Origin of the sequence: Marinibaculum pumilum (genome assembly GCF_042646425.1) — a bacterium.
Lineage (GTDB): Bacteria > Pseudomonadota > Alphaproteobacteria > Ferrovibrionales > Ferrovibrionaceae > Marinibaculum > Marinibaculum pumilum.
Window position 1 is genome coordinate 104,362 of the sequence record NZ_JBHRTR010000005.1, and the last position, 20,434, is coordinate 124,795.

The following is a 20,434-nucleotide window of genomic DNA, read 5'->3' on the forward strand; positions in this document are numbered from 1 at the left end:
CATGGAGGACGAACCCGATCTCGACGATCTGCAGCGGCGCATGAAACGCGCGACGGAAGTGCTGCGCACGGAATTCGGCGGCCTGCGGACCGGCCGGGCATCGACCAGCCTGCTGGACCCGGTGCATGTCAGCGTCTACGGCAGCGAGATGCCGCTCAACCAGGTGGGCACCGTTTCCGTGCCCGAGCCCCGGATGATGTCGGTCTCGGTCTGGGACAAGGGCAATGTGAAGGCGGTGGAGAAGGCGATCCGCGATTCCGGCCTGGGGCTCAACCCGCAGGCCGACGGCCAGCTGGTGCGGATCCCGATCCCGGAGTTGACCGAGGAGCGCCGCAAGGAACTGACCCGGGTGGCGGCGCAATATGCGGAGCAGGCGCGGGTTGCGGTGCGCAACATCCGGCGCGACGGGATGGACACGCTGAAGCGGCTGCACAAGGAAGGCAATCTCAGCGAGGACGACCAGCAGATCTACCAGGACGAGATCCAGTCGATGACCGACCAGTCGATCAAGGAGATCGACGAGTCGCTGGAGAACAAGCAGAAGGAGATCATGCAGGTCTGACGACCGACCCCGGCCGGCCCCGGCCAGTGGTCGGTCGATCCCGGACCGTGGACCTGCAGGAGGAGTAGCGCAGCTTTGTCACAGGCGGGACAGATCGAGACCGGCACTGCACCAGGGACAGCGATCGGGACCGGGGCCGGGACCGGCGACGTTCTGCGCGACCCGCTGCCCGCGCCGCAGCCGATCGGCCAGCAGTCGCCGCCGCCGCCGCGCCATGTCGCCGTGATCATGGACGGCAACGGGCGCTGGGCCCGGGCCCGGCGCCAGCCGCGATCCTTCGGCCACCGCCAGGGGGCGGAGGCGGTGCGGGAGGCGGTGAAGGGCGCACGGGAGATCGGCATCTCCTTCCTGACCGTCTATGCCTTCTCGTCGGAAAACTGGAAGCGGCCGCAGGACGAGGTCATCGACCTGATGGACCTGCTGCGGCATTTCATCCGGCAGGAGCTGGCGGAGCTTCACGAGAACGCCGTCCGGATCTCCGTGATCGGCGACCGCAGCCGGCTGGCGCGGGACATCGTCGACCTGCTGGACCGGGCGGAGGCATTGACGCGGAGCAATACCGGCCTGCGCCTGACGATCGCGCTGAGCTATGGCAGCCAGGCGGAGATCGTCGCGGCCGCCCGCGCCGCGGCGCTGGACATCGCCGCCGGCCGGCTGGCGGCCGCCGATCTCGACGAGGCGCGGTTCCGCACCTACCTGCAGACCGCCGACATTCCCGACCCGGACCTGGTGATCCGCACCAGTGGCGAGCAGCGGCTGTCGAACTTCCTGCTATGGCAGGCCGCCTACGCGGAGCTGGTCTTCGTGGACCTGCTCTGGCCCGACTTTACGCGCGAGAGCCTGGCCGACGCGGTCTACGACTTCCACCGGCGCGAACGGCGGTTCGGCGCAGTGTCGGTCGATTGACCCGCCCGGACCCAAGGCGCGGTCCGCTGTCGCCCGCGGCGCAGGCCGCCTGATGCGCGCGGAGGAGTTCTGGCGCCGGATCCTGCCGCCGGGCGGGCTGGCACAGCGGCTGACCGCGGCGGCGGTGATGCTGCCGGTGGCGCTGCTGCTGATCTGGGCCGGGGGATGGCTGTTCCTGGCTGCCGTGGCCCTGGCGGGCCTGCTGATGTTGTGGGAGCTCTATCGCCTGCCCTGGCCGGCGGCGCTGGCGCCCGCGGAACGGACGCAGCGTCCGGCACCGTCGGGGCGGCTGCCCGAGCGCGGCGCCTTGCGCCGGGAGTTCGGCGTGGTCACGGCCGGGCTGAGCGGCACCCTGCTGCTGGCGGGCTTCAACAGCTGGCCGGCAGCTTACGGCCTCCTGGTGGCCGTGGCCGCCGCGGCGGCCGTGGTGGCCCTGGCGACCCGGCGCAACCCGGCCTGGGCCGCGGTGCGGGTGGCCTATATCGGCCTGCCCTGCCTGTCGCTGGCCTGGCTGCGGACCGGTTACCCGCAGGCCGCCGGCCTGCCGGAGCTCGACGGCGAGGTGGCAACTTTCGCAATGCTTGCAATCGTCTGGGCCGCCGACAGCCTGGCCTTCATGTTCGGCCGCAGCATCGGCGGGCCACGGCTGGCGCCGCGGATCAGCCCGAAGAAGACCTGGGCCGGACTGTTCGGCGCCGTCGTCGGCGGCATCGCCGTGGGGGTGCTGGCGGCGCTGTACCTTGGCCTGCCGCCGCCGCTGCCTGCGGTGCTGGGCGGCGCGCTGGCCTGCGTCGCACAGTTCGGCGACCTGGTCGCCTCGGCGGTGAAGCGGCACTACATGGTAAAGGACTATTCGGGCCTGATACCCGGCCATGGCGGGCTGCTGGACCGGCTGGACGGGGTGATCTTCGTGGCCCCGCCGGGGGCATTGCTCCTGTGGCTGATCGGGTAGTATGTCCGGGCAGTTGTCCGGGCGGTATTCCTGGACAGGGCGATCCCGGGGCAGGTCACCCACGACGCGCGACTGCCGCGCGGCAACCGACATTGGACGACGCCTTAGAATGACTGAGTCGACGATGCCAGGACGCGGGACGCCCGCGCCCGTCCGCGCCGCCCGGCATCCGGGCGGCGCGGCGCGCGGCACGCGCCGGGTCACGGTGCTGGGATCGACCGGTTCCGTCGGCGACAGCACCCTGGACCTGATCGGGCGCAACCGGGATGCCTACCGGGTGGTGGCGCTGACCGCCTTCCGCAATGTCGAGAAGCTGATCGCACAGGCGCTGGACCTGCGCCCCGAACTGGCGGTGATCGGCGATCCCGACCTGCACGATCGGCTGGCGGAGGGCCTGCGCGGCAGCGGCGTGCGCAGCGAGGCCGGCGCCTCCGCGCTGATCGCGGCCGCGGCGGAGCCGGCCGACCTGGTGGTGGCCGGCATCGTCGGCGCGGCCGGCCTGGCCCCCACCATGGAGGCGGTGCGCAATGGCCGCGCGGTGGCGCTGGCGAACAAGGAATGCCTGGTCTGCGCCGGCCCGCTGATGACCGCGCTGGCGGCGGAGCGCGGTGCCGCGCTGCTGCCGGTGGATTCCGAGCACAACGCGATCTTCCAGGTGTTCGACCATGAGCGGCCGGAGAATGTCGAGCGGATCGTGCTGACCGCCAGCGGCGGCCCGTTCCGCCGCTGCTCGCTTGCGGAAATGCGGGACGTGACCGTGGAGCAGGCGGTCAACCACCCGGTCTGGAGCATGGGCGACAAGATCTCCATCGATTCCGCCACGATGATGAACAAGGGGCTGGAGCTGATCGAGGCCCATTGCCTGTTCCCGGTGGCGCAGGACCGGATCGAGGTGCTGATCCATCCGCAGTCGATCGTCCATTCGATGGTGGCCTATCGCGACGGCTCGGTGCTGGCCCAGCTCGGCACGCCGGACATGCGGACACCGATCGCCTTCGCCCTGGCCTGGCCGGAACGCATGGCCGCGCCGGTCGCACCGCTGGACCTGGCCCGCATCGGAAGCCTGACCTTCGAGCCGGCCGACGAGGCCCGCTTTCCGGCCCTGCGCCTGGCACGGGAGGCGATGGCCGCCGGCGGCACGGCACCGACCATCCTCAACGCCGCGAACGAGGTTGCCGTCGCCGCCTTCCTGGCGCGGCGGATCGGCTTCCTGGACATCGCGGCGATCGTGGAGGAAACCCTGCAGCGCGCGGAGACGGACGCTGCCGGCAGCCTGGAAGAGGTCTGGGCGGTCGACCGCAGGGCCCGTACACTGGCGACACAGGCCATGCTGGTCCGCGAGGACAGCAGGGCCGGCGCGGGCGCCGGGCAGCCGGTACCTTCATCCAAGCCATCCGCCGTCGCGTCGATGTCGTGATGGCTTCGCGTGCGTATCCGCGGCACTGCCGCACCTAGACCGGACCTGCAACATGCCGATCCTGAACACTCTGATCGACTTCATCCTGCCGTTCCTGGTTGTGCTCTCCGTGATCATCTTCGTTCACGAGATGGGGCATTACTGGGTGGCGCGGGCATGCGGGGTGCGCATCGACGCCTTCTCGATCGGCTTCGGCCGCGAACTGCTGGGCTGGACCAACCGCCACGGCACCCGCTGGCGGGTGGCGGCGATCCCGCTGGGCGGCTACGTGAAGTTCTTCGGCGATGCGGGCGCCGCCTCCAACCCGGGCGGTGAGCTGGACGGGCTCACACCCGAGGAACGCGCGGTCTGCTTTCATCACAAGCCGCTCTGGCAGCGCGCGGCGATCGTCGCCGCGGGGCCGGGGATCAACTTCCTGTTCGCGATCCTGGTCTATGCGGTGCTGTTCTCGACCGTCGGCCAGCCGAAGACCGATCCGGTCGTGACCCGGGTGATGGAGGACATGCCGGCCGCAGCCGCCGGCATCCAGGTCGGCGACCGCATCGTGTCGGCGGACGGCGTGACCATCGAGCGCTTCCAGGAACTGCGGAACCATGTCGCGCTGCGGGCGGAAACGCCGATCGACCTGGTGGTCGAACGCGACGGCCAGCCGCTGCACCTGACCGTGACACCGCGGCGCACGACGGTCGATACCGGGGCGGGCGGCGAGGCGGAGCTGGGCGTGATCGGCATCCAGGCCGAAGGAATCGAACTGGTGCGCCATGATCCGGTCTCCGCCGTCTGGCTCGGCGTGGGCGAGACCTGGAACGTGGCGGAGAATTCGCTGACCTATGTCTGGCGGATCATCACCGGGCGGGAAAGCGGCGACCAGCTGAGCGGCCCGATCGGGATCGCCAAGATCTCCGGCGACGTGGCGCAGATCGGGGTGCTGGCGGTGGTCTCGCTGATGGCCACCCTGTCGGTCGCCATCGGTCTGATCAACCTGTTCCCGGTGCCGATGCTGGACGGCGGGCATCTGTTGTTCTATGCGGTTGAGGCCGTGCGGGGGCGGCCCATGGGCGAGCGCGCCCAGGAATACGGTTTCCGTATCGGCCTCGCCTTGATTCTCTGCCTGTTCGTGTTCGCGACGTGGAACGATCTGAACCGCCTGGAAGTCTTCAGCTTCTTCGACAAGCTGTTCTCGTGAGCCGGACGGCCACGGCCTGCATGGCTGTCCGGCGCATCGCGGCGATGCTGCATGCCCGATTGCCCGCCGTTGTGCGGGGGCAGGGGGTGCTGGCCCTGCTGCTCGGCCTGATGCTGTTGCTGCCGCTGGCATCGGCTGATGCGCAGAACTTGCGGACCCAGACGCGCGGTCCAGCCGTGGCGCAGCCGGCGGCCCTGCCTGCGGCACCGGCCACCGCGGCGGCCCCCGGGCCGGCCACGGGAGCCCGGATCGAACGGATCCTGGTCGAGGGCAATCAGCGGATCGAGGCGGCCACCGTGCTGTCCTACCTGACCGTGGTGCCCGGCGACACGTTCGATGCCGGCAGGGTCGACCAGTCGCTCAAGCGCCTGTACGGCACCGGGCTGTTCGCGGACGTCGTGATCCGCCGCCAGGGCGAGGATCTGGTGATCAGCGTGGTCGAGAACCCGGTGATCAACCAGCTCGCCTTCGAGGGGAATCGCCGGGTGCCGGACGAGACCCTGCAGTCGGAGGTGCAGCTGAAGCCCCGGCAGGTCTATACCCGGGCGCGGGTGCAGCAGGACGTGCAGCGGATCCTGCAGATCTATCGCCGGGCCGGTCGCTTCAACGCCACCGTCGAGCCGAAGGTGATCCAGCTGCCCCAGAACCGGGTCGACCTGGTGTTCGAGATCGACGAGGGCGGCCTGACGGAAATCTCGTCGATCCGCTTCATCGGCAACCGCGTGTTCTCCGATTCACGGCTGCGGGAGGCGATCTCGACCAAGGAATCGGCCTGGTGGCGGTTCCTGACCTCCGACGACACCTACGACCCGGACCGTCTGACCTTCGACCGGGAGCTGCTGCGGCGCTTCTATCTGTCACGCGGCTATGCCGATTTCCGCGTCCTCTCCGCGACGGCCGAACTCGCCCCGAACCGGGAGAGCTTCTACATCACCTTCACCGTGTCGGAAGGCGACAAGTACAATTTCGGCGCGGTCGACGTGGCCTCCCAGATCAATGCGGTGGATCCGGAAACCCTGGTGCCGCTGCTCACCACGAAGAAGGGCGAGACCTACGACGCCGGCGCGATCGAGACCTCGATCGAGGCGATGACCTTCGAGCTCGGCAATCTGGGCTATGCCTTCGTCGATATCCGGCCGGAGCTGAACCGCAACGCCGAGGCGCTGACTGTTGGCGTGACCTATGTCATCGAGCCGGCGCCGCGGGTCTATGTCGAGCGCATCAACATCAGCGGCAATGTCCGCACCCTGGACCAGGTGGTCCGGCGCGAGTTCCGCCTCGCGGAGGGCGATGCCTTCAACTCCACCCGGCTGAACGAATCCCGCCGTCGGATCCGCGGCCTCAACTTCTTCAACAAGGTGGAGATCACCCAGCAGCGCGGCACCACGCCGGACAAGGTGGTGATCGACGTCGAGGTCGAGGAGAAGTCCACCGGCGAGCTGAGCCTGGGCGGCGGCTTCTCCACCCGCGACGGCATCATCGGCGATGTCGGCCTGCGCGAACGCAATCTGCTGGGTCGGGGGCAGGATCTGCGGGTGGGCCTGGCCCTGTCGTTCCGCCGGCAGCAGTTCGACATCGGCTTTACCGAACCCTATTTCCTGGGCCGCGAGGTTGCCGCCGGCTTCGACGTGTTCCGCCGGCGGACCGACGAACAGGACATCTCCGGTTTCACCCAGCTGTCCACCGGTCTGGTCCTGCGCGCCACCTATCCGGTCACCGAGCATCTGTCGCAGCAGGTCTCCTACCGCCTGCAGCACGACGTGATCGAGGATGTCGATGATACGGCGTCGATCGTCATCAAGGAGCAGGAGGGCGGCCGCGTCACATCCGCGGTCGGCCAGACCCTGTCTTACGACCGGCGGGACGACCGGATCGAGCCGACCTCGGGCTACCTGGCGCGTGCGTCCACGGAACTCGCCGGGTTCGGCGGCAGCGAGCGCTTCTTCACCCTGTCCGGCAGCGTCGACTACTACATCCCGGTGATGGACGAGGTGGTGCTGAAGACCGGCATCGGCGCCGGCAATGTCTTCGGCCTGGGCCAGGACATCACCATCAACAACCGTTTCTTCCTCGGCGGTTCCTCGCTCCGCGGCTTCGAATATGGCGGCGTCGGCCCGCGCGACCTGACCAGCAACGACTCGCTGGGCGGCAACACCTTCTACAAGGGTACGGTGGAGGCCACCTTCCCGGTCGGGCTGCCGAACGAGTTCGGCATCAAGGGCGCGGTGTTCACCGACGCCGGCTCGGTGTTCAATGTCGACAGCACGGGGGCCAATATCGTGGACCAGCACGCGCTGCGCGCCGCCGTCGGCTTCGGCCTGTCCTGGAAGTCGCCGTTCGGACCGATCCGGGTGGATTTCGGCTTCCCGGTGAAGGAAGAGGATTACGACAAGACGCAGCTCATCAACTTCAGCTTCGGCACCAGGTTCTGACATGTTGTTCCGTCGATTTCACAGACCGCATCCCGCCGCCATCCGGCAGGCGCTTCTGCACCTGACAGTGCTGCTCTGCCTGGGCGCGGTCCTCGTCGCCGGTGCGGCACCTGCGGCACTGGCACAGAAGCTGCCGCCCACCGTCATCGCGATCATCGACACGCCGAAGATCCTGCGGCAGTCCAAGGCCGGCCAGGCGGTCGCCCGGCAGGTGGAGCAGTACAGCCAGGACGCGCAGAAGGAGATCGCCGCGAAGGAGCAGTCGCTGCGCAAGAAGGAGGAGACCCTGTCCGGGCAGCGCAATGTGCTGTCGCAGGAGGCCTTCCAGCGGGAGGCGCAGAGCTTCCAGAAGGATGTCGGCGACATGCAGCGGCAGGTCCAGCAGCGCAAGATCGCCCTCGACCAGTCGATGGCGCAGGGCAACCAGCAGATCTTCCGGGTGATCGAGGAGATCCTGAAGGAACTGGCGCGCGAGATGGCGTTCGACCTGGTCCTGGAGCGGACCCAGGTGGCCGCGATCGTGAACCAGCAGATGGAGATCACCCAGGAGGTGCTGCGCCGGCTGGACCAGAAGCTGCCGACGGTGACGGTGCCGGCGCCGCAGACCGGCCAGTAATGGCGGACCCGCGCTTTTTCCGAAGGAGCGGCCCGTTCCGGCTGCAGGAACTGGCGGAGCATGCCGGGGCACGGCTGCTCGACCCTGCGGCGGGCGAGATGCTGATCCACGACGTGGCGCCGTTGGATCGCGCCGGCCCCGAAGACCTGACCTTCTTCGACAACCCCGCCTATCTGGGACAGTACCGCGAGACCGGGGCCGCCGCCTGCGTGACGGCGGAAAAACATGCGGGCAAGGCGCCTCCCGGAACGGCGCTGCTGATCAGCCCGGCGCCCTATGGTGCCTATGCGCGGATCGCGCAGCTCTTCTACCCGCCACCGCCGGTAATGCCGGGGCGCCATCCCAGCGCCGTGGTGCACGAGACCGCGCTTATCGGGGAGGGGGCCTGGATCGGTCCCTGCGCCGTCATCGAGGCCGGCGTCCGGATCGGTGCCGGCAGCAGTATCGGTGCCGGCACCGTTATCGGCGAGAATGCGGAGGTCGGCGCGGACTGCCGGATCGCGCCGAACTGCACGCTGAGCCACTGCATCATCGGCGACAGGGTGACCCTGCATCCCGGGGTGCGGATCGGCCAGGACGGTTTCGGCTTTCACCCAGACCCCCGCGGCCATGTGAAGGTACCGCAGTTGGGCCGGGTGCGAATCGGCGATGGCTGCGAAATCGGCGCCAATACCACCATCGACCGCGGCGCGGGGCCCGACACGGTGGTCGGCGCAGGCACCTGGATCGACAATCTGGTTCAGATCGGACACAACGCGGAGACCGGGCAGGGCTGCATCCTGGTTGCCCAGTGCGGCCTGTCCGGATCGACCAAGCTCGGCAACTTCGTCGCCATCGCGGCACAATCCGGGGTGGCGGGACATCTGACCGTCGGCGACGGCGCGCGGCTTGCGGCGCGGTCCGGTAGCATGCACAGCATTCCTGCCGGAGAGACCTGGGGCGGGACGCCCGCCATGCCGCTGAAGCGGTACTTCCGGATGTTGAAGACGCTCGAGAAGCTGGGAGAGCAGAAGGTCGAGAAGGGATGAATGACGCATCCGACAGCAAGGATGACGGCAGGGATCGCGTCGCCGACGCTGCCGCCTCCGAGGTCGGCGCCGCCGACATCCATCGCATCATGGAGATGCTGCCGCATCGCTTTCCGATGCTGCTGGTGGACAAGGTGGTCGACATAAGGCGCGATGTCAGCGCCGTCGGTATCAAGAACGTCACGGCGAACGAGCCGTATTTCCAGGGTCATTTCCCGCAGCGGCCGGTGATGCCGGGTGTGCTGATCATCGAGTCGATGGCACAGACCGCGGCGGTCCTGGTCGTGGAGACCCTGGGGCCGGATTCGGAAGGCAAGCTGGTCTACTTCATGACGATCGACCAGGCGCGCTTCCGCCGTCCCGTGATCCCGGGCGACCAGATGTTCCTGCATGTGGAGAAGGTGCGGAACCGCGGCCCGGTCTGGAAGTTCGCCGCGAAGGCGAAGGTGGGGGATACTCTGGTGGCGGAAGCCGAGTATGCCGCCATGATCCTCGACAAGTAGATCCGAAATCGGCCGGGCCGGCAGGCCCGGCAACGTCCCAGCGGCAGGAAAAGCAGCTCGAATGCCTCAGATCCACGCGACCGCAATCGTCTCGCCGAAAGCGGAGATCGCTGCCGATGTGGAAGTCGGCCCGTACTGCATCGTCGACGAGCATGTCGTGCTCGACGAAGGGGTGCGCCTGGAATCGCATGTGGTGGTCACCGGGCGCACCAGGATCGGTGCGAAGGGCCATGTCTTCCCCTTCGCCTCCATCGGCCACCGGCCGATGGACATGAAGTACAAGGGCGAGCCGTCGCGGCTGGAGATCGGCCGCAACGCGACGATCCGCGAATACGTGACCATGAACCCGGGCACCGAGGGCGGCGGCATGCTGACCGCCATCGGCGACAACTGCCTGTTCATGACCGGCAGCCATGTCGCCCATGACTGCATCATCGCCGACAATGTCATCCTGGTGAGCAATGCCACCCTGGGCGGCCATGTGGTGCTGGAAGAGTTCGTCATCGTCGGCGGGCTGGCCGCGGTGCATCAGTTCGTCCGCATCGGCAAGCACGCCATGATCGGCGGCATGTCGGGGGTGGAGCAGGATGTCATCCCCTACGGCTCGGTGATGGGCAACCGCGCCCACCTGTCGGGCCTGAACCTGGTCGGCCTGAAGCGGCGCGGGTTCGCCCGCGACGACATCCACACCCTTCGCACTGCCTATCGCCTGCTGTTCGCGCAGGAAGGCACCCTGCAGGAGCGGCTGGAGGATGTGGGAGAGATGTTCTCCAGCAATACCCTGGTGCAGGACGTCGTCACCTTCGTGCGGAATGCCTCCAGCAGGGGGGTCTGCCAGCCGCAGCCGGAAGGCGATGTCGCCTGACGACCCGGTCGGGCCGGCCAAACTGGCGATCATAGCCTGCATGGGGGAGATGCCGCGCGACATCATCCGTGCCTGTCGCGCTTCCGGTCGTCCGTTCTATGTCGCGGCGATCCGCGGCGCCTGCGAGCCGGCGACGGTGGAAGGCGTGCCGCACGACTGGTTCGACCTGGTGGAGGTCGGCCGCCTGCTGAACGCGATGCGTCGGCAGGGCTGCGAGGAGGTCACCCTGGCCGGACCGATGGCCCGGCCGGAATTCCGCAGCCTGGTGCCGCGGGACCTGAAGGGGGCCGCCCTGCTGCGGCGCCTCCTCGGCGCCCGCGGGCAGGGCGACGATGCGCTGCTGCGCACCGTGCTGGACTATTTCCAGGAGCAGGGTTTCCGGCCGGTCGGGACCGACGCCGTCGCCGGCGGGCTGCTGGCGGCGGAAGGCGCGCTTGGCCGCCACCGGCCGGATGCGGCGGCAGAGCGGGACATTGCCCTGGGCATCCGCGCCGTGGGGGCGATCGGCGCGCTGGACATCGGCCAGGCGGCCGTGGTCCGCGGCGGGCGGGTGCTGGCGCTCGAGGCGGCAGAGGGCACGGATGCGATGCTGGAGCGCTGCGCAGTCCTGGCCGTCGATGGTCCGGCGGGCGACCGGAACGACCGGCTGGAGGGGGTGCTGGTGAAGATGCCGAAGCCGGGGCAGGAGGCCCGCGCGGACCTGCCGGCGATCGGGCCGCGCACCGTGGCCGGGGCCGCACGGGCCCGGCTGGCCGGCATCGCGATCGCGGCCGGCGCCACCCTGGTCTTCGACCGCGACCGCACCCGCGCCGATGCCGATGCCGGCGGATTGTTCGTCCATGGCTTCCGACTCTGAGCGCCCGCTGCGCCATGTGATGCTGGTGGCCGGGGAGGCATCCGGCGACCAGCTCGGCGCGCGCCTGATGTCCGCCCTGGGCGGGCTGGCAGGGGATCTGGGTCATCCGGCGCCGCGGTTTTCGGGTGTCGGCGGTCCGCTGATGGAGGCGCAGGGCCTGCAGAGCCTGTTCCCGATGCGGGAGCTCAGCGTGATGGGGATCCTGGAGATCCTGCCCCGCGTGCCGCAGCTGCGCAGGCGCCTGATCCAGACGGTCGAGGCGGCGCGCAGCGCGCAGCCCGACATCGTGGTGACCATCGACGCGCCGGCGTTCAACCTGCGCATCGGCCAGCGGCTGAAGGATGCGCCGTTCCCGGTGGTGCAGTACGTCGCCCCGCAGGTCTGGGCGTGGCGGCAGGGGCGGGCGCGGATCGTGGCCGAACGGTTCGACCATCTGCTGGCATTGCTGCCCTTCGAGCCCGGCTTCTTCGAACCCTGGGGCCTGCCGACGACGTTCGTCGGCCATTCCGTGGTGGAGGGCGGTGCCGGCAAAGGCGACGGGGCGGGGTTCCGCGCCCGCCACGGCATCGCCGCCGATGCGACCCTGCTGGTGGTGCTGCCCGGCAGCCGCCGCAGCGAACTGGGGCGCCTGCTGCAGCCGTTCGCGGAGACGGTGGCGCTGCTCTCCCGGTCGATGCCGGGTCTGCGGGTCGCCATCCCGGCGGTGGCGCATCTGGCGGAGGAACTCGAGCGGGAGGTGGCCGGCTGGCCCGCGGCGCCGATCGTGGTGCAGGGCGAGCAGGGCAAGTGGGACGCTTTTGCGGCCGGCGATGTCGCCCTGGCGGCATCGGGCAGCGTGGCCCTGGAACTGGCGATGGCGCAGATCCCGATGGTGATCGCCTACCGCGTGAACCCGGCCAGCGCCGCGATCGCCCGGCGCCTGATCAGGATCCCCTATGCCTGCCTGGTGAACATCATCGCGGAACGCCCCGCGGTGCCGGAACTGCTGCAGGAGAACTGCCGGCCGGACCGCCTGGCAGAGGCGATCGGCCGTCTGCTGCGCGATCCGCAAGCGCGGGCGGTGCAGCACGATGCCGCGCAGATGGTGCGGGAGATGCTGGGCGGTTCCGCGCCCGTGCCGCCCAGCCGGCGCGCCGCCGAGGCGCTGCGGGCGGTGTTCCTGGGGGGGCGCCTGCCGGACCAGGGACGGATGACGCCGGTCCGGCCGGCTCAGGCCGGTGCCGGCTGGGCATGGGCCCGGCGCTGAACCGGAGCTGATCCCGGTCTGCGGCCAGGCGTTGCACCGGCCATACGCGGTTCAGGGCCGCGAGCGGTCAGGGTTGCTCAGTAGAGCAGGGCGAGCGCAGCGGTGACGATCGCTGTCGCGACGATCAGTGTGCCGACCGGGCGCCGCAGCCTGAGTATGCCCGGAAGGCCGTGATTGTCATTCGCCGGACGCTGGGCAGGCAGCCGACGCACGACCCTGGCGCGGCTGTCCGCTGGGCGGAACGCCTTGCGCCGGGCGGCCTGGACGGTCGGACTGCCGGCAATCCGGCTCTTCTGGTGCAACATCCCTCTGGATCCTCCCTCGAGGCAGCGACCGGCTTGTTGCCGCCGGCCTGCGCCGCGATGCGGGCGGTGATGCCCCTTGGCACCACCGCCCTATATCAGCCCGCTCAGCCGCGCTTGTCCACCGCCACGAACGGCCGCTTGTCGGGGCCGGTGTAGAGCTGCCGCGGGCGGCCGATCTTCTGCGACGGATCCTCCACCATCTCGTTCCACTGCGCGATCCAGCCCACGGTGCGGGCCAGGGCGAAGAGCGCGGTGAACATCGTGGTCGGGAAACCCATGGCCCGCAGGATGATGCCGGAATAGAAGTCGACGTTCGGGTACAGCTTCTTCTCGACGAAATAATCGTCCTCGAGGGCGATCTTCTCCAGCTCCATCGCCAGCTTCAGGAGCGGCTCGTCCTTCACGCCCAGTTCGTCCAGCACCTCGTGGCAGGTCTGGCGCATCACCTTCGCGCGCGGGTCGTAGTTCTTGTAGACCCGGTGGCCGAAGCCCATCAGGCGGAACGGATCGTCCTTGTCCTTCGCCTTCTTGACGTATTCGGACACGTGATCGACCGAACCGATCTGGTTCAGCATGTTCAGCACCGCCTCGTTGGCGCCGCCATGGGCGGGGCCCCAGAGGCAGGCGATGCCGGCCGCGATGCAGGCGAAGGGATTCGCGCCCGAGGAGCCGGCCAGCCGCACCGTGGAGGTGGAGGCGTTCTGCTCGTGGTCGGCGTGCAGGATGAAGATCCGGTCCATGGCCTTGGACAGGGTCGGGCTGACCTTGAACGTCTCGCAGGGCACGCCGAACGTCATGTAGAGGAAGTTTTCCGCGTAATCGAGGTCGTTGCGCGGATACATGAACGGCTGGCCGACGGAGTACTTGTAGGCCCAGGCGGCGATGGTCGGCATCTTCGCGATCAGCCGGTAGGAGGCGATCTTGCGCTGGTGCGGATCGTTGATGTCGGTGGAGTCGTGGTAGAAGGCCGACAGGGCGCCGACCACACCGCACATGATCGCCATCGGATGGGCATCGCGGCGGAAGCCGGAATAGAAGTTGCGCAGCTGCTCGTGCAGCATCGTGTGGTGCAGGACGTCGTACTTGAACTGCTTCAGTTCCTTGGCATCCGGCAGTTCGCCGAACAGCAGCAGGTAGGACGTCTCCATGAAGTCGCTCTGCTCGGCCAGGTCGGCGATGTCATAGCCGCGGTACAGCAGCACGCCCTCGTCACCGTCGATATAGGTGATCTTGCTCTCGCAGGAGGCGGTTGAGGTGAAGCCCGGGTCGTAGGTGAAATAGCCGGTCTCGCCATAGAGCTTGCGGATATCGATGACGCTGGGGCCCACGGTGCCCTTCATCAGCGGGTAGCTGCCCGTCTTCTCGGCGCCCGCTTCGACGATGCTTACCGCCGCCTTGTCGTTCTTCGTCGTGTCGTTCATCGGTCAACCACCCCTCGTGTCACGCGTTGAGTCGGATCTCGGCGCGCTCTGCGCCGGTTGAATAGGGCCGGGCGACAACGCCCCCGGCATCAATCCCGCCACCGGCCGGGTCGTTCCCGGCCTGCCCCTGCTTTCGGGTCCGGATCTCGATGTCCGGCTGCATGGGCTCGGCCGGAGCGCAGGCGCTCCGGCAACTGCCATCGGTCACGGTTCACCGGACCATCTGGCCGGCCCGGTGCCATGTCCCGATCCCTTTGCGCTCCCAGATCCCGTCCTGTTACCAGGCAATTTTCTGCAGGCATCCGCCCAGGCGGATGAAGGTACCGCCAGGGCCTGGAAAGGGCCTGCGGCACAGGCCATCCGGGCGCCCCCGCCAGGGCGTCCGGCCGGCGGCGCGGAGTATAGCCGAAGCCATCCGGCGCGCTAAGCGCCCGATCGTGCATGCCTGCGTTCACGCCGGCTGCCCGGCCAGGACGTCGTCGATCCGGCCCAGCGTTTCCGACTGGCCCAGGGCGACCAGGACATCGAAAATCGGTGGCGAGGCATTGCTGCCGGTCACCGCGGCGCGCAAGGGCTGCGCCAGCTTACCCAGCTTCTGACCGGCCTGTTCGGCGAAATCGCGGGCCAGGGCCTCCAGCGCTTCTGCGGTCCAGGGATCCAGTGCCGCGAGCGCCGGCCGGAAGCTGCGCAGCAGCGCCTGTGCATCCTCGCCCAGCAGCTTCGCGCCGGCGGCCTCGATCGGGATCGGCCGCGGCAGGAACAGGAAGGCGGAGGCCTCCGCCAGGCCGGTCACGGTCTTCGCCCGTTCCTTGAAGCCGGGCATGCTGCGCTGCCACAGCGTCAGCTCATCGGCGCTCAGGCTGCGGCTCAGCTGGCGTTCCAGGAATGGGCGGGCGGCGGCCACCAGCCGGTCGTCGTCGGACAGGCGGATATAATGGCCGTTCAGGCTCTCCAGCTTGGCGAAGTCGAAGCGGGCCGCCGAACGGCCCACCGCATCCAGGTCGAACCAGTCGACCGCCTGCTCGGTGGAGATGATCTCGTCATCGCCATGCGCCCAGCCCAGGCGCAGCAGGTAGTTGCGCAAGGCCTCCGGCAGATAGCCCATGTCCCGATAGGCGTCGACACCCAGCGCGCCGTGGCGCTTCGACAGTTTCGCGCCGTCCGGACCGTGGATCAGCGGGATATGCGCGAAGGCCGGCAGGTCGAAGCCGCAGGCCAGGTAGAGCTGGGTCTGCCGGGCCGCATTGGTCAGATGGTCATCGCCGCGGATCACATGAGTGATCCCCATGTCGTGGTCGTCGACGACCACGGCCAGCATGTAGGTCGGTGTGCCGTCGGCCCGCAGCAGGACCATGTCGTCCAGTTGCCCGTTGTCGATGGTGACCCGGCCCTGGACCAGGTCCTCGATCACCGTCTGGCCTTCCTGCGGCGCCTTCAGCCGGATCGCCGGGTCGATCCCGGCCGGCGCCTCCGCCGGGTCGCGGTCCCGCCAGCGGCCGTCATAGCGGGGGGCGCGGCCCTCGGCGCGGGCGCGCTCCCGCATTTCCGCCAGTTCTTCGGGCGTGGCCCAGCAACGATAGGCGCGGCCTTCCGCCAGCAGCCGCAGCGCGACCTCGCGGTGCCGGTCCAGGCGGCTGTGCTGGTACCAGGGGGCCTCGTCGCCGGACAGGCCGAGCCAGTCCAGCCCGTCCAGGATCGCCTGCACCGCATCCGGCGTGGAGCGCGCGCGATCGGTATCCTCGATGCGCAGCAGGTAGCGGCCGCCGTGATGCCGCGCGAAGAGCCAGTTGAACAGGGCGGTGCGGGCCCCGCCGATATGGAGGAAGCCGGTCGGGGAGGGCGCGAAGCGGGTAACGACGGTCATGGCCTCATGGATGCTGGACGCTGCACAGATGAACCGGCGCCCGGCCGCGGCGACAATTCCGCCGCTGCGGCCGGGGCGCCAGCCGCGGCGGCGGGTTGTAGCATATGCCCGCCATGGTGACGACGCAGGAAAGCAACGATTGGCTGCGACCGCGGTCGAGGGCCCTCCGGTCCTGGCCGCTGCGGCCGCTGCATGCGCTTCTGATGGCGGAGCAGGACCGCTGGGTGCTCTGGCTGCCGGTATTCTACGGCATCGGGATCGGTGGCTATTTCCTGCTGCCGGCGGAGCCGCCGGCCTGGCTCGGCCGGGTCCTCTTCGTGGCGGCCGCTGTCCTGCTCCTGGCGCTCCTCGTGCTGCGCCAGCGCCTGCCTGCGATCCTGCCGGTCCTGCTTCTTCCCTGCCTGCTGCTTGTGGCCGGCTTCGGCGTCGCGCAATGGCGCGCCCAGGCGGTCGCCGCGCCGGTCCTGGAGCGGGAGACCGGACCGGTCCGCTTCACCGGCCGTATCGTGGCGGTGGAGCCGCAGGAGCGGGCGGGGCATTGGCGGGTCACCCTGTCGGACCTGCGACTGCGGGACCGGGGCCGGTCTCTGCCGGACCTGGCGCTAGCCAGGCTGACCGTGCGCAGCGGCGGCGTGCAGCCGGTCGCCGGCGCCGTCGTGTCGGGGCTGGCGGTGCTGTTCCCGCCCGGCCCGCCGGATCTGCCGGGCGGCTTCGATTTCGGCCGCCTCGCCTGGTTCCAGGGGCTGGGCGCGGTCGGCATCGCCGTCGCGCCGCTTGCCGCGTTGCCAGAAGGGGGGCCAGAAGGGGGGCCAGAAGGGGGGCCGGCCGGGGGCCTGCCGGCGCCGGGGCTGCGGCAGCGCCTGGAACATGCCGTGGCGCGGCTGCGGCGCGATCTGGCGGAACGCATCGCGGCGGCGATGCCGGCGCCGGAGGGGGCGATCGCGGCGGCCCTGCTGACGGGGGAGCGGGGGGCGATCCCGGAGAAGGTGGTGCAGGACTACCGGGATTCCGGCATCGCGCACCTGCTGGCGATTTCCGGCCTGCACCTGGCACTGGTGGCGGGGCTGGTCTTCGTCGGCCTGCGGGGCCTGCTGGCGCTCTGGCCGCACCTGGCCCTGCAGGCGCCGATCAAGAAATGGGCGGCCGCCTGCGCGCTGCTGGCGGCCCTCGGCTACCTGATCCTGACCGGTGCCGCGGTTTCCACACAGCGTGCGACCCTGATGGCGGCCCTGGTGCTGCTCGCCGTCCTGCTGGACCGGGTCGCGCTGTCGATGCGGTCCGTCGCCTGGGCCGCGTTCGTGGTCCTGACCCTGGCACCGGAAAGCCTGCTGTCGCCCGGCTTCCAGATGTCCTTCGCCGCGGTGATCGCCCTGATCGCCGCCTATGAGGGGCTGCGCGGTGCGGGCCTGGGCCGCAGCCTGGCGGAACGGGGCGGCTGGCCGGGCCAGGCCGGGCGGCTGCTGCTCTATGGCGGCGCCGTCTTCACCACGACGGTGATCGCGGGCCTGGCCACCGCCCCTATCGCCGCCTTCCACTTCCAGCGGGTGGTGGATTACGGCCTGGTGGCCAACCTGGTGGCCGTGCCCCTGACCTCGTTCTGGATCATGCCCCTGGGCCTGCTGGGCTATCTCCTGATGCCGCTGGGGCTGGAACATCTGGCATTGCAGCCGATGGGCTGGGGGATCGCGCTGGTCGACCGGGTCGCCGCCGCCGTCGCCGGCTGGCCTGGGGCCGTGACGCATGTCCCGGCGATGCCTGTCGCGGCCGTGGTGGCGATGGCGCTGGGCGGCCTCTGGCTGGCTCTCTGGCGGCGCCCCTGGCGCCTGGCCGGGCTGCTCGCGATCGCTGCCGGGATCTGGCTGACCCTGGCGGTGGCGCCGCCGGACCTGCTGGTGGACGGCGAGGGGCGGAGCGTCGCCGTGCGGATCGACGACCGGCTGCTGTTCCGCGAGAAGACCGCCCTGCGCCGTCGGGAGGCGGCGACCTGGGCCCGGCAGACCGGCCTGCAGGCCGACGCGCCCTGGCCGCGCAGCGGGCTGGTCCGGGGCGATCCGGCCGGCACGGATGCCGGCACCGCGCTGCTCTGCGACCCGCAGGGATGCCTGTACCGGCGCGGCGAGGTCGCCATCGCGATTCCGTCGGATCCCGACGCGCTGGTCCGCGACTGCCGGCAGGCGGATGCGGTGGTAGCGGATTTCGCCCTGCGACAGCGCTGTCCGGGGCCGGAGCTGCTGGTCGACATCCGCAGCCTGGCCTGGCAGGGCGCCACCGCGTTGCGGATCACCCCGGAGGGCGGGATCGAGCGGCAGACCGTGGCGGCGCGCCGCGGCCGCCGTCCGTGGAGCGGCGCCGGGTCGCCGGACTAGGGTGCGCCGCCGTTGCCGCCCCGACGCCTGCGTCCTGTCGCATCGGGTGGGACCAGTGCCAGCACGATGTCGCCGATGCCGGCCTTCTCCGCCGCCTGTTCGTCGCGCGCGATCTGGATCCGGCCGTCCTGGCGGACGACGAGCACGGTCACCGCCTCGTCCGCCCGGTCGGCCAGATAGGCCGCCGCGTCGTATTTCTCGGTCAGCCGGGTCTTCTGGAAGCTCCAGCCCTGCCAGAGCCGGTCGCGCAGGACATGCAGGCCGGGGCTGAAAGCGGGCGGAACGGCGCCGCCCAGGTCGTGGGCAAGTCGCGCCGGATTGCTGCCGGGCTCTTCCGGCCCGACCTGGAACACCGCGGTCTGGCCGATCTCCGGCCCCAGGTCGCTGCAGACCAGGGCGTTGTAGGAATCGTTCTCCGTTGCCGCGAGGACGGTGCCGATATTGGCGAAGTCCAGGTGATGTTCGGTCACCTCCGAGAGCATCTCGCCGTGATAGATCCGCAGGCCGGCATGCCGGGCGGGGCGCAGCCGCTGCCAGGAAGTGTCGGCCAGGATCGCCGGCACCTGCATGGCGGCCAGCGCTTCCGCCAGCGCCGTGGTGACGCTGTTCGCGCCGACCAGCAGGAGGCCCGGCGGCTCGGCGGAGGCGAGGCCCAGCAGCCGCGCCAGCGGCCGCAGGCTGAAGCCGTGCAGCAGCACCGTCAGCAGGACGATGGCGAAGCTGAGGGGGACCAGCAGGGCGCCGTCGGCATGGCCGGCCTCCGCCAGTTTGGCGCCGAACAGGCCGGAGATCGCCACCGCGACGATGCCGCGCGGCGCGATCCAGGACAGCAGCGCGCGGTGCCGCCAGGGCACGCCGGTGCCGGCCAGGCTCAGCAGCACGGTGGCCGGCCGCACCAGCAGCAGCACGGCGGCGAGGTAGAGCAGGTGGTGCCAGTCCAGGACCAGCAGGGTGCCCGTGTCCAGGGTGGCGGTCAGCAGGATGAAGACGCCGGAGACCAGTACCGTGGCCAGCACTTCCTTCAGGCGGCGCATCTCCTCGAAGGCGGCGATCCGGGCATTGCCGATGGTCAGCCCCAGCACGGTCACCGCCACCAGGCCCGTCTCCTCGACATAGGCGTTGGCGAGGGCGAAGGAGGCCAGCACCGTGCCCAGGACCAGCGGCGCCTTCAGGAACTCCGGGACCAGCCCGCGCCGGAACGCCCAGGCGATGCCCAGGCCGGCCAGCACACCCAGTGCCGCGGCCAGCACGGCGCCCAGCAGGACATGCGCCAGAGCGCCCCAGACGCCGTTGCCGCCGGCGTCCAGCGCCAGGGTCACTTCGTAGGCCAGGACCGCGAACAGCGCGCCCAGCGGGTCGTTGACGATGCCTTCCCATTTCAGGGTGGTGGCCGGCTTGCGGTCCAGCCGCGCCTGCCGCAGCAGCGGGGCGATGACTGTCGGGCCGGTGACGACCAGGATGCCGCCGAAGACCGCCGATGTCGGCCAGGACAGGCCGCCGATCCAGTGCGCCGCACCGGCGCCGAGCAGCCAGCCCAGAGGCGCGCCGACCAGGGTCAGCCGCCGCACCCCGGCGGCGGTGCCGCGCAGCTCCCGCAGCTGCAGGTTGATGCCGCCTTCGAACAGGATGATGGCGACCGCCAGGGCGATGACGGGCGACAGCAGCGGGCCGAAATCCTCGACCGGGTGCAGCAGGCTCCCGACCGGACCAACCGCGATGCCGGCGAGGGCAAGCAGGACGATGGCGGGAAACTGGTAGCGCCAGGCCAGCCACTGGGCGGCGATGCCCAGCGCCAGGACAAGCGCCGCCTTGGCGACCAGATCCTCCATTTGTGCTGCTTCAGTCCCCTGCTGCCCGAAACCGGGCCGTCGGGTGCCCCCCGATGCCGGCTCTCGGCCCTGATGGCGGT

The 20,434-nt window shown here is 70.0% G+C and carries 17 protein-coding genes; 13 read left to right on the plus strand and 4 right to left on the minus strand.

Annotated features, from left to right (window positions below; translation table 11 throughout):
* The first annotated feature begins 1 nt into the window (after position 1).
* From frr to lpxB, 12 genes are all read left to right on the plus strand, one after another.
* Positions 2-562: a ribosome recycling factor gene (gene frr, locus ACFOGJ_RS01470; protein ID WP_379897620.1), complete on the plus strand. Its 561-nt coding sequence runs from the start codon at positions 2-4 to the stop codon at positions 560-562.
* A gap of 165 nt (positions 563-727) precedes the next feature.
* A complete protein-coding gene (locus ACFOGJ_RS01475; protein ID WP_379897796.1) occupies positions 728-1,468 on the plus strand; it encodes an isoprenyl transferase in 741 nt (246 codons plus the stop codon).
* A gap of 52 nt (positions 1,469-1,520) precedes the next feature.
* Positions 1,521-2,420 (plus strand): phosphatidate cytidylyltransferase, encoded by a 900-nt coding sequence (locus tag ACFOGJ_RS01480; RefSeq protein WP_379897621.1) that lies wholly within the window; start codon positions 1,521-1,523, stop codon positions 2,418-2,420.
* Between the two features lie 124 nt (positions 2,421-2,544).
* On the plus strand, positions 2,545-3,837 hold the full coding sequence (locus ACFOGJ_RS01485; RefSeq protein ID WP_379897622.1) for a 1-deoxy-D-xylulose-5-phosphate reductoisomerase: 1,293 nt from the start codon (positions 2,545-2,547) through the stop codon (positions 3,835-3,837).
* Between the two features lie 52 nt (positions 3,838-3,889).
* Positions 3,890-5,023 carry an RIP metalloprotease RseP gene (gene rseP, locus ACFOGJ_RS01490; protein WP_379897623.1) on the plus strand — a complete coding sequence of 378 codons (1,134 nt, stop codon included), beginning with the start codon at positions 3,890-3,892 and terminating at the stop codon, positions 5,021-5,023.
* A 20-nt stretch (positions 5,024-5,043) separates the two neighbouring features.
* Positions 5,044-7,455, plus strand: a complete 2,412-nt coding sequence (bamA, locus tag ACFOGJ_RS01495) for an outer membrane protein assembly factor BamA (RefSeq protein ID WP_379897624.1) — start codon at positions 5,044-5,046, stop codon at positions 7,453-7,455.
* Position 7,456: 1 nt separating this feature from the next.
* Positions 7,457-8,071: an OmpH family outer membrane protein gene (locus tag ACFOGJ_RS01500; RefSeq protein ID WP_379897625.1), complete on the plus strand. Its 615-nt coding sequence runs from the start codon at positions 7,457-7,459 to the stop codon at positions 8,069-8,071.
* Positions 8,071-9,099, plus strand: a complete 1,029-nt coding sequence (gene lpxD, locus ACFOGJ_RS01505) for a UDP-3-O-(3-hydroxymyristoyl)glucosamine N-acyltransferase (RefSeq protein WP_379897626.1) — start codon at positions 8,071-8,073, stop codon at positions 9,097-9,099. The genes ACFOGJ_RS01500 and lpxD overlap by 1 nt, the downstream gene beginning before the upstream one ends.
* Positions 9,096-9,602: a 3-hydroxyacyl-ACP dehydratase FabZ gene (fabZ, locus tag ACFOGJ_RS01510; RefSeq protein ID WP_379897628.1), complete on the plus strand. Its 507-nt coding sequence runs from the start codon at positions 9,096-9,098 to the stop codon at positions 9,600-9,602. Before lpxD ends, fabZ begins: the two co-directional genes overlap by 4 nt.
* A gap of 61 nt (positions 9,603-9,663) precedes the next feature.
* Positions 9,664-10,467 (plus strand): acyl-ACP--UDP-N-acetylglucosamine O-acyltransferase, encoded by an 804-nt coding sequence (lpxA, locus tag ACFOGJ_RS01515; RefSeq protein ID WP_379897629.1) that lies wholly within the window; start codon positions 9,664-9,666, stop codon positions 10,465-10,467.
* Positions 10,457-11,323, plus strand: coding sequence for an LpxI family protein (locus ACFOGJ_RS01520; RefSeq protein ID WP_379897630.1), 867 nt, complete (start codon positions 10,457-10,459; stop codon positions 11,321-11,323). The genes lpxA and ACFOGJ_RS01520 overlap by 11 nt, the downstream gene beginning before the upstream one ends.
* A complete protein-coding gene (lpxB, locus tag ACFOGJ_RS01525; protein ID WP_379897631.1) occupies positions 11,307-12,569 on the plus strand; it encodes a lipid-A-disaccharide synthase in 1,263 nt (420 codons plus the stop codon). The genes ACFOGJ_RS01520 and lpxB overlap by 17 nt, the downstream gene beginning before the upstream one ends.
* Before the next feature lie 77 nt (positions 12,570-12,646).
* Here the strand turns inward: lpxB and ACFOGJ_RS01530 are convergent, their stop codons facing one another.
* The 3 genes from ACFOGJ_RS01530 to gltX all read right to left on the minus strand — a co-directional run bounded on the left by ACFOGJ_RS01530 (position 12,647) and on the right by gltX (position 16,159).
* A complete protein-coding gene (locus ACFOGJ_RS01530) occupies positions 12,647-12,874 on the minus strand; it encodes a hypothetical protein (protein ID WP_379897632.1) in 228 nt (75 codons plus the stop codon).
* 104 nt (positions 12,875-12,978) lie between these two features.
* Complete coding sequence (gene gltA, locus ACFOGJ_RS01535; RefSeq protein WP_379897633.1) at positions 12,979-14,295, minus strand: citrate synthase; 1,317 nt, start codon at positions 14,293-14,295, stop codon at positions 12,979-12,981.
* A 451-nt stretch (positions 14,296-14,746) separates the two neighbouring features.
* Positions 14,747-16,159 (minus strand): glutamate--tRNA ligase, encoded by a 1,413-nt coding sequence (gene gltX / locus ACFOGJ_RS01540; RefSeq protein ID WP_379897634.1) that lies wholly within the window; start codon positions 16,157-16,159, stop codon positions 14,747-14,749.
* A 203-nt stretch (positions 16,160-16,362) separates the two neighbouring features.
* Between gltX and ACFOGJ_RS01545 the strand changes: the two genes are divergently transcribed.
* Positions 16,363-18,525: a ComEC/Rec2 family competence protein gene (locus ACFOGJ_RS01545; protein WP_379897635.1), complete on the plus strand. Its 2,163-nt coding sequence runs from the start codon at positions 16,363-16,365 to the stop codon at positions 18,523-18,525.
* Here the strand turns inward: ACFOGJ_RS01545 and ACFOGJ_RS01550 are convergent.
* Positions 18,522-20,354 carry a cation:proton antiporter gene (locus tag ACFOGJ_RS01550; protein ID WP_379897636.1) on the minus strand — a complete coding sequence of 611 codons (1,833 nt, stop codon included), beginning with the start codon at positions 20,352-20,354 and terminating at the stop codon, positions 18,522-18,524. The two genes, ACFOGJ_RS01545 and ACFOGJ_RS01550, sit on opposite strands and share 4 nt — an antisense overlap.
* Between the last annotated feature and the right edge of the window lie 80 nt (positions 20,355-20,434).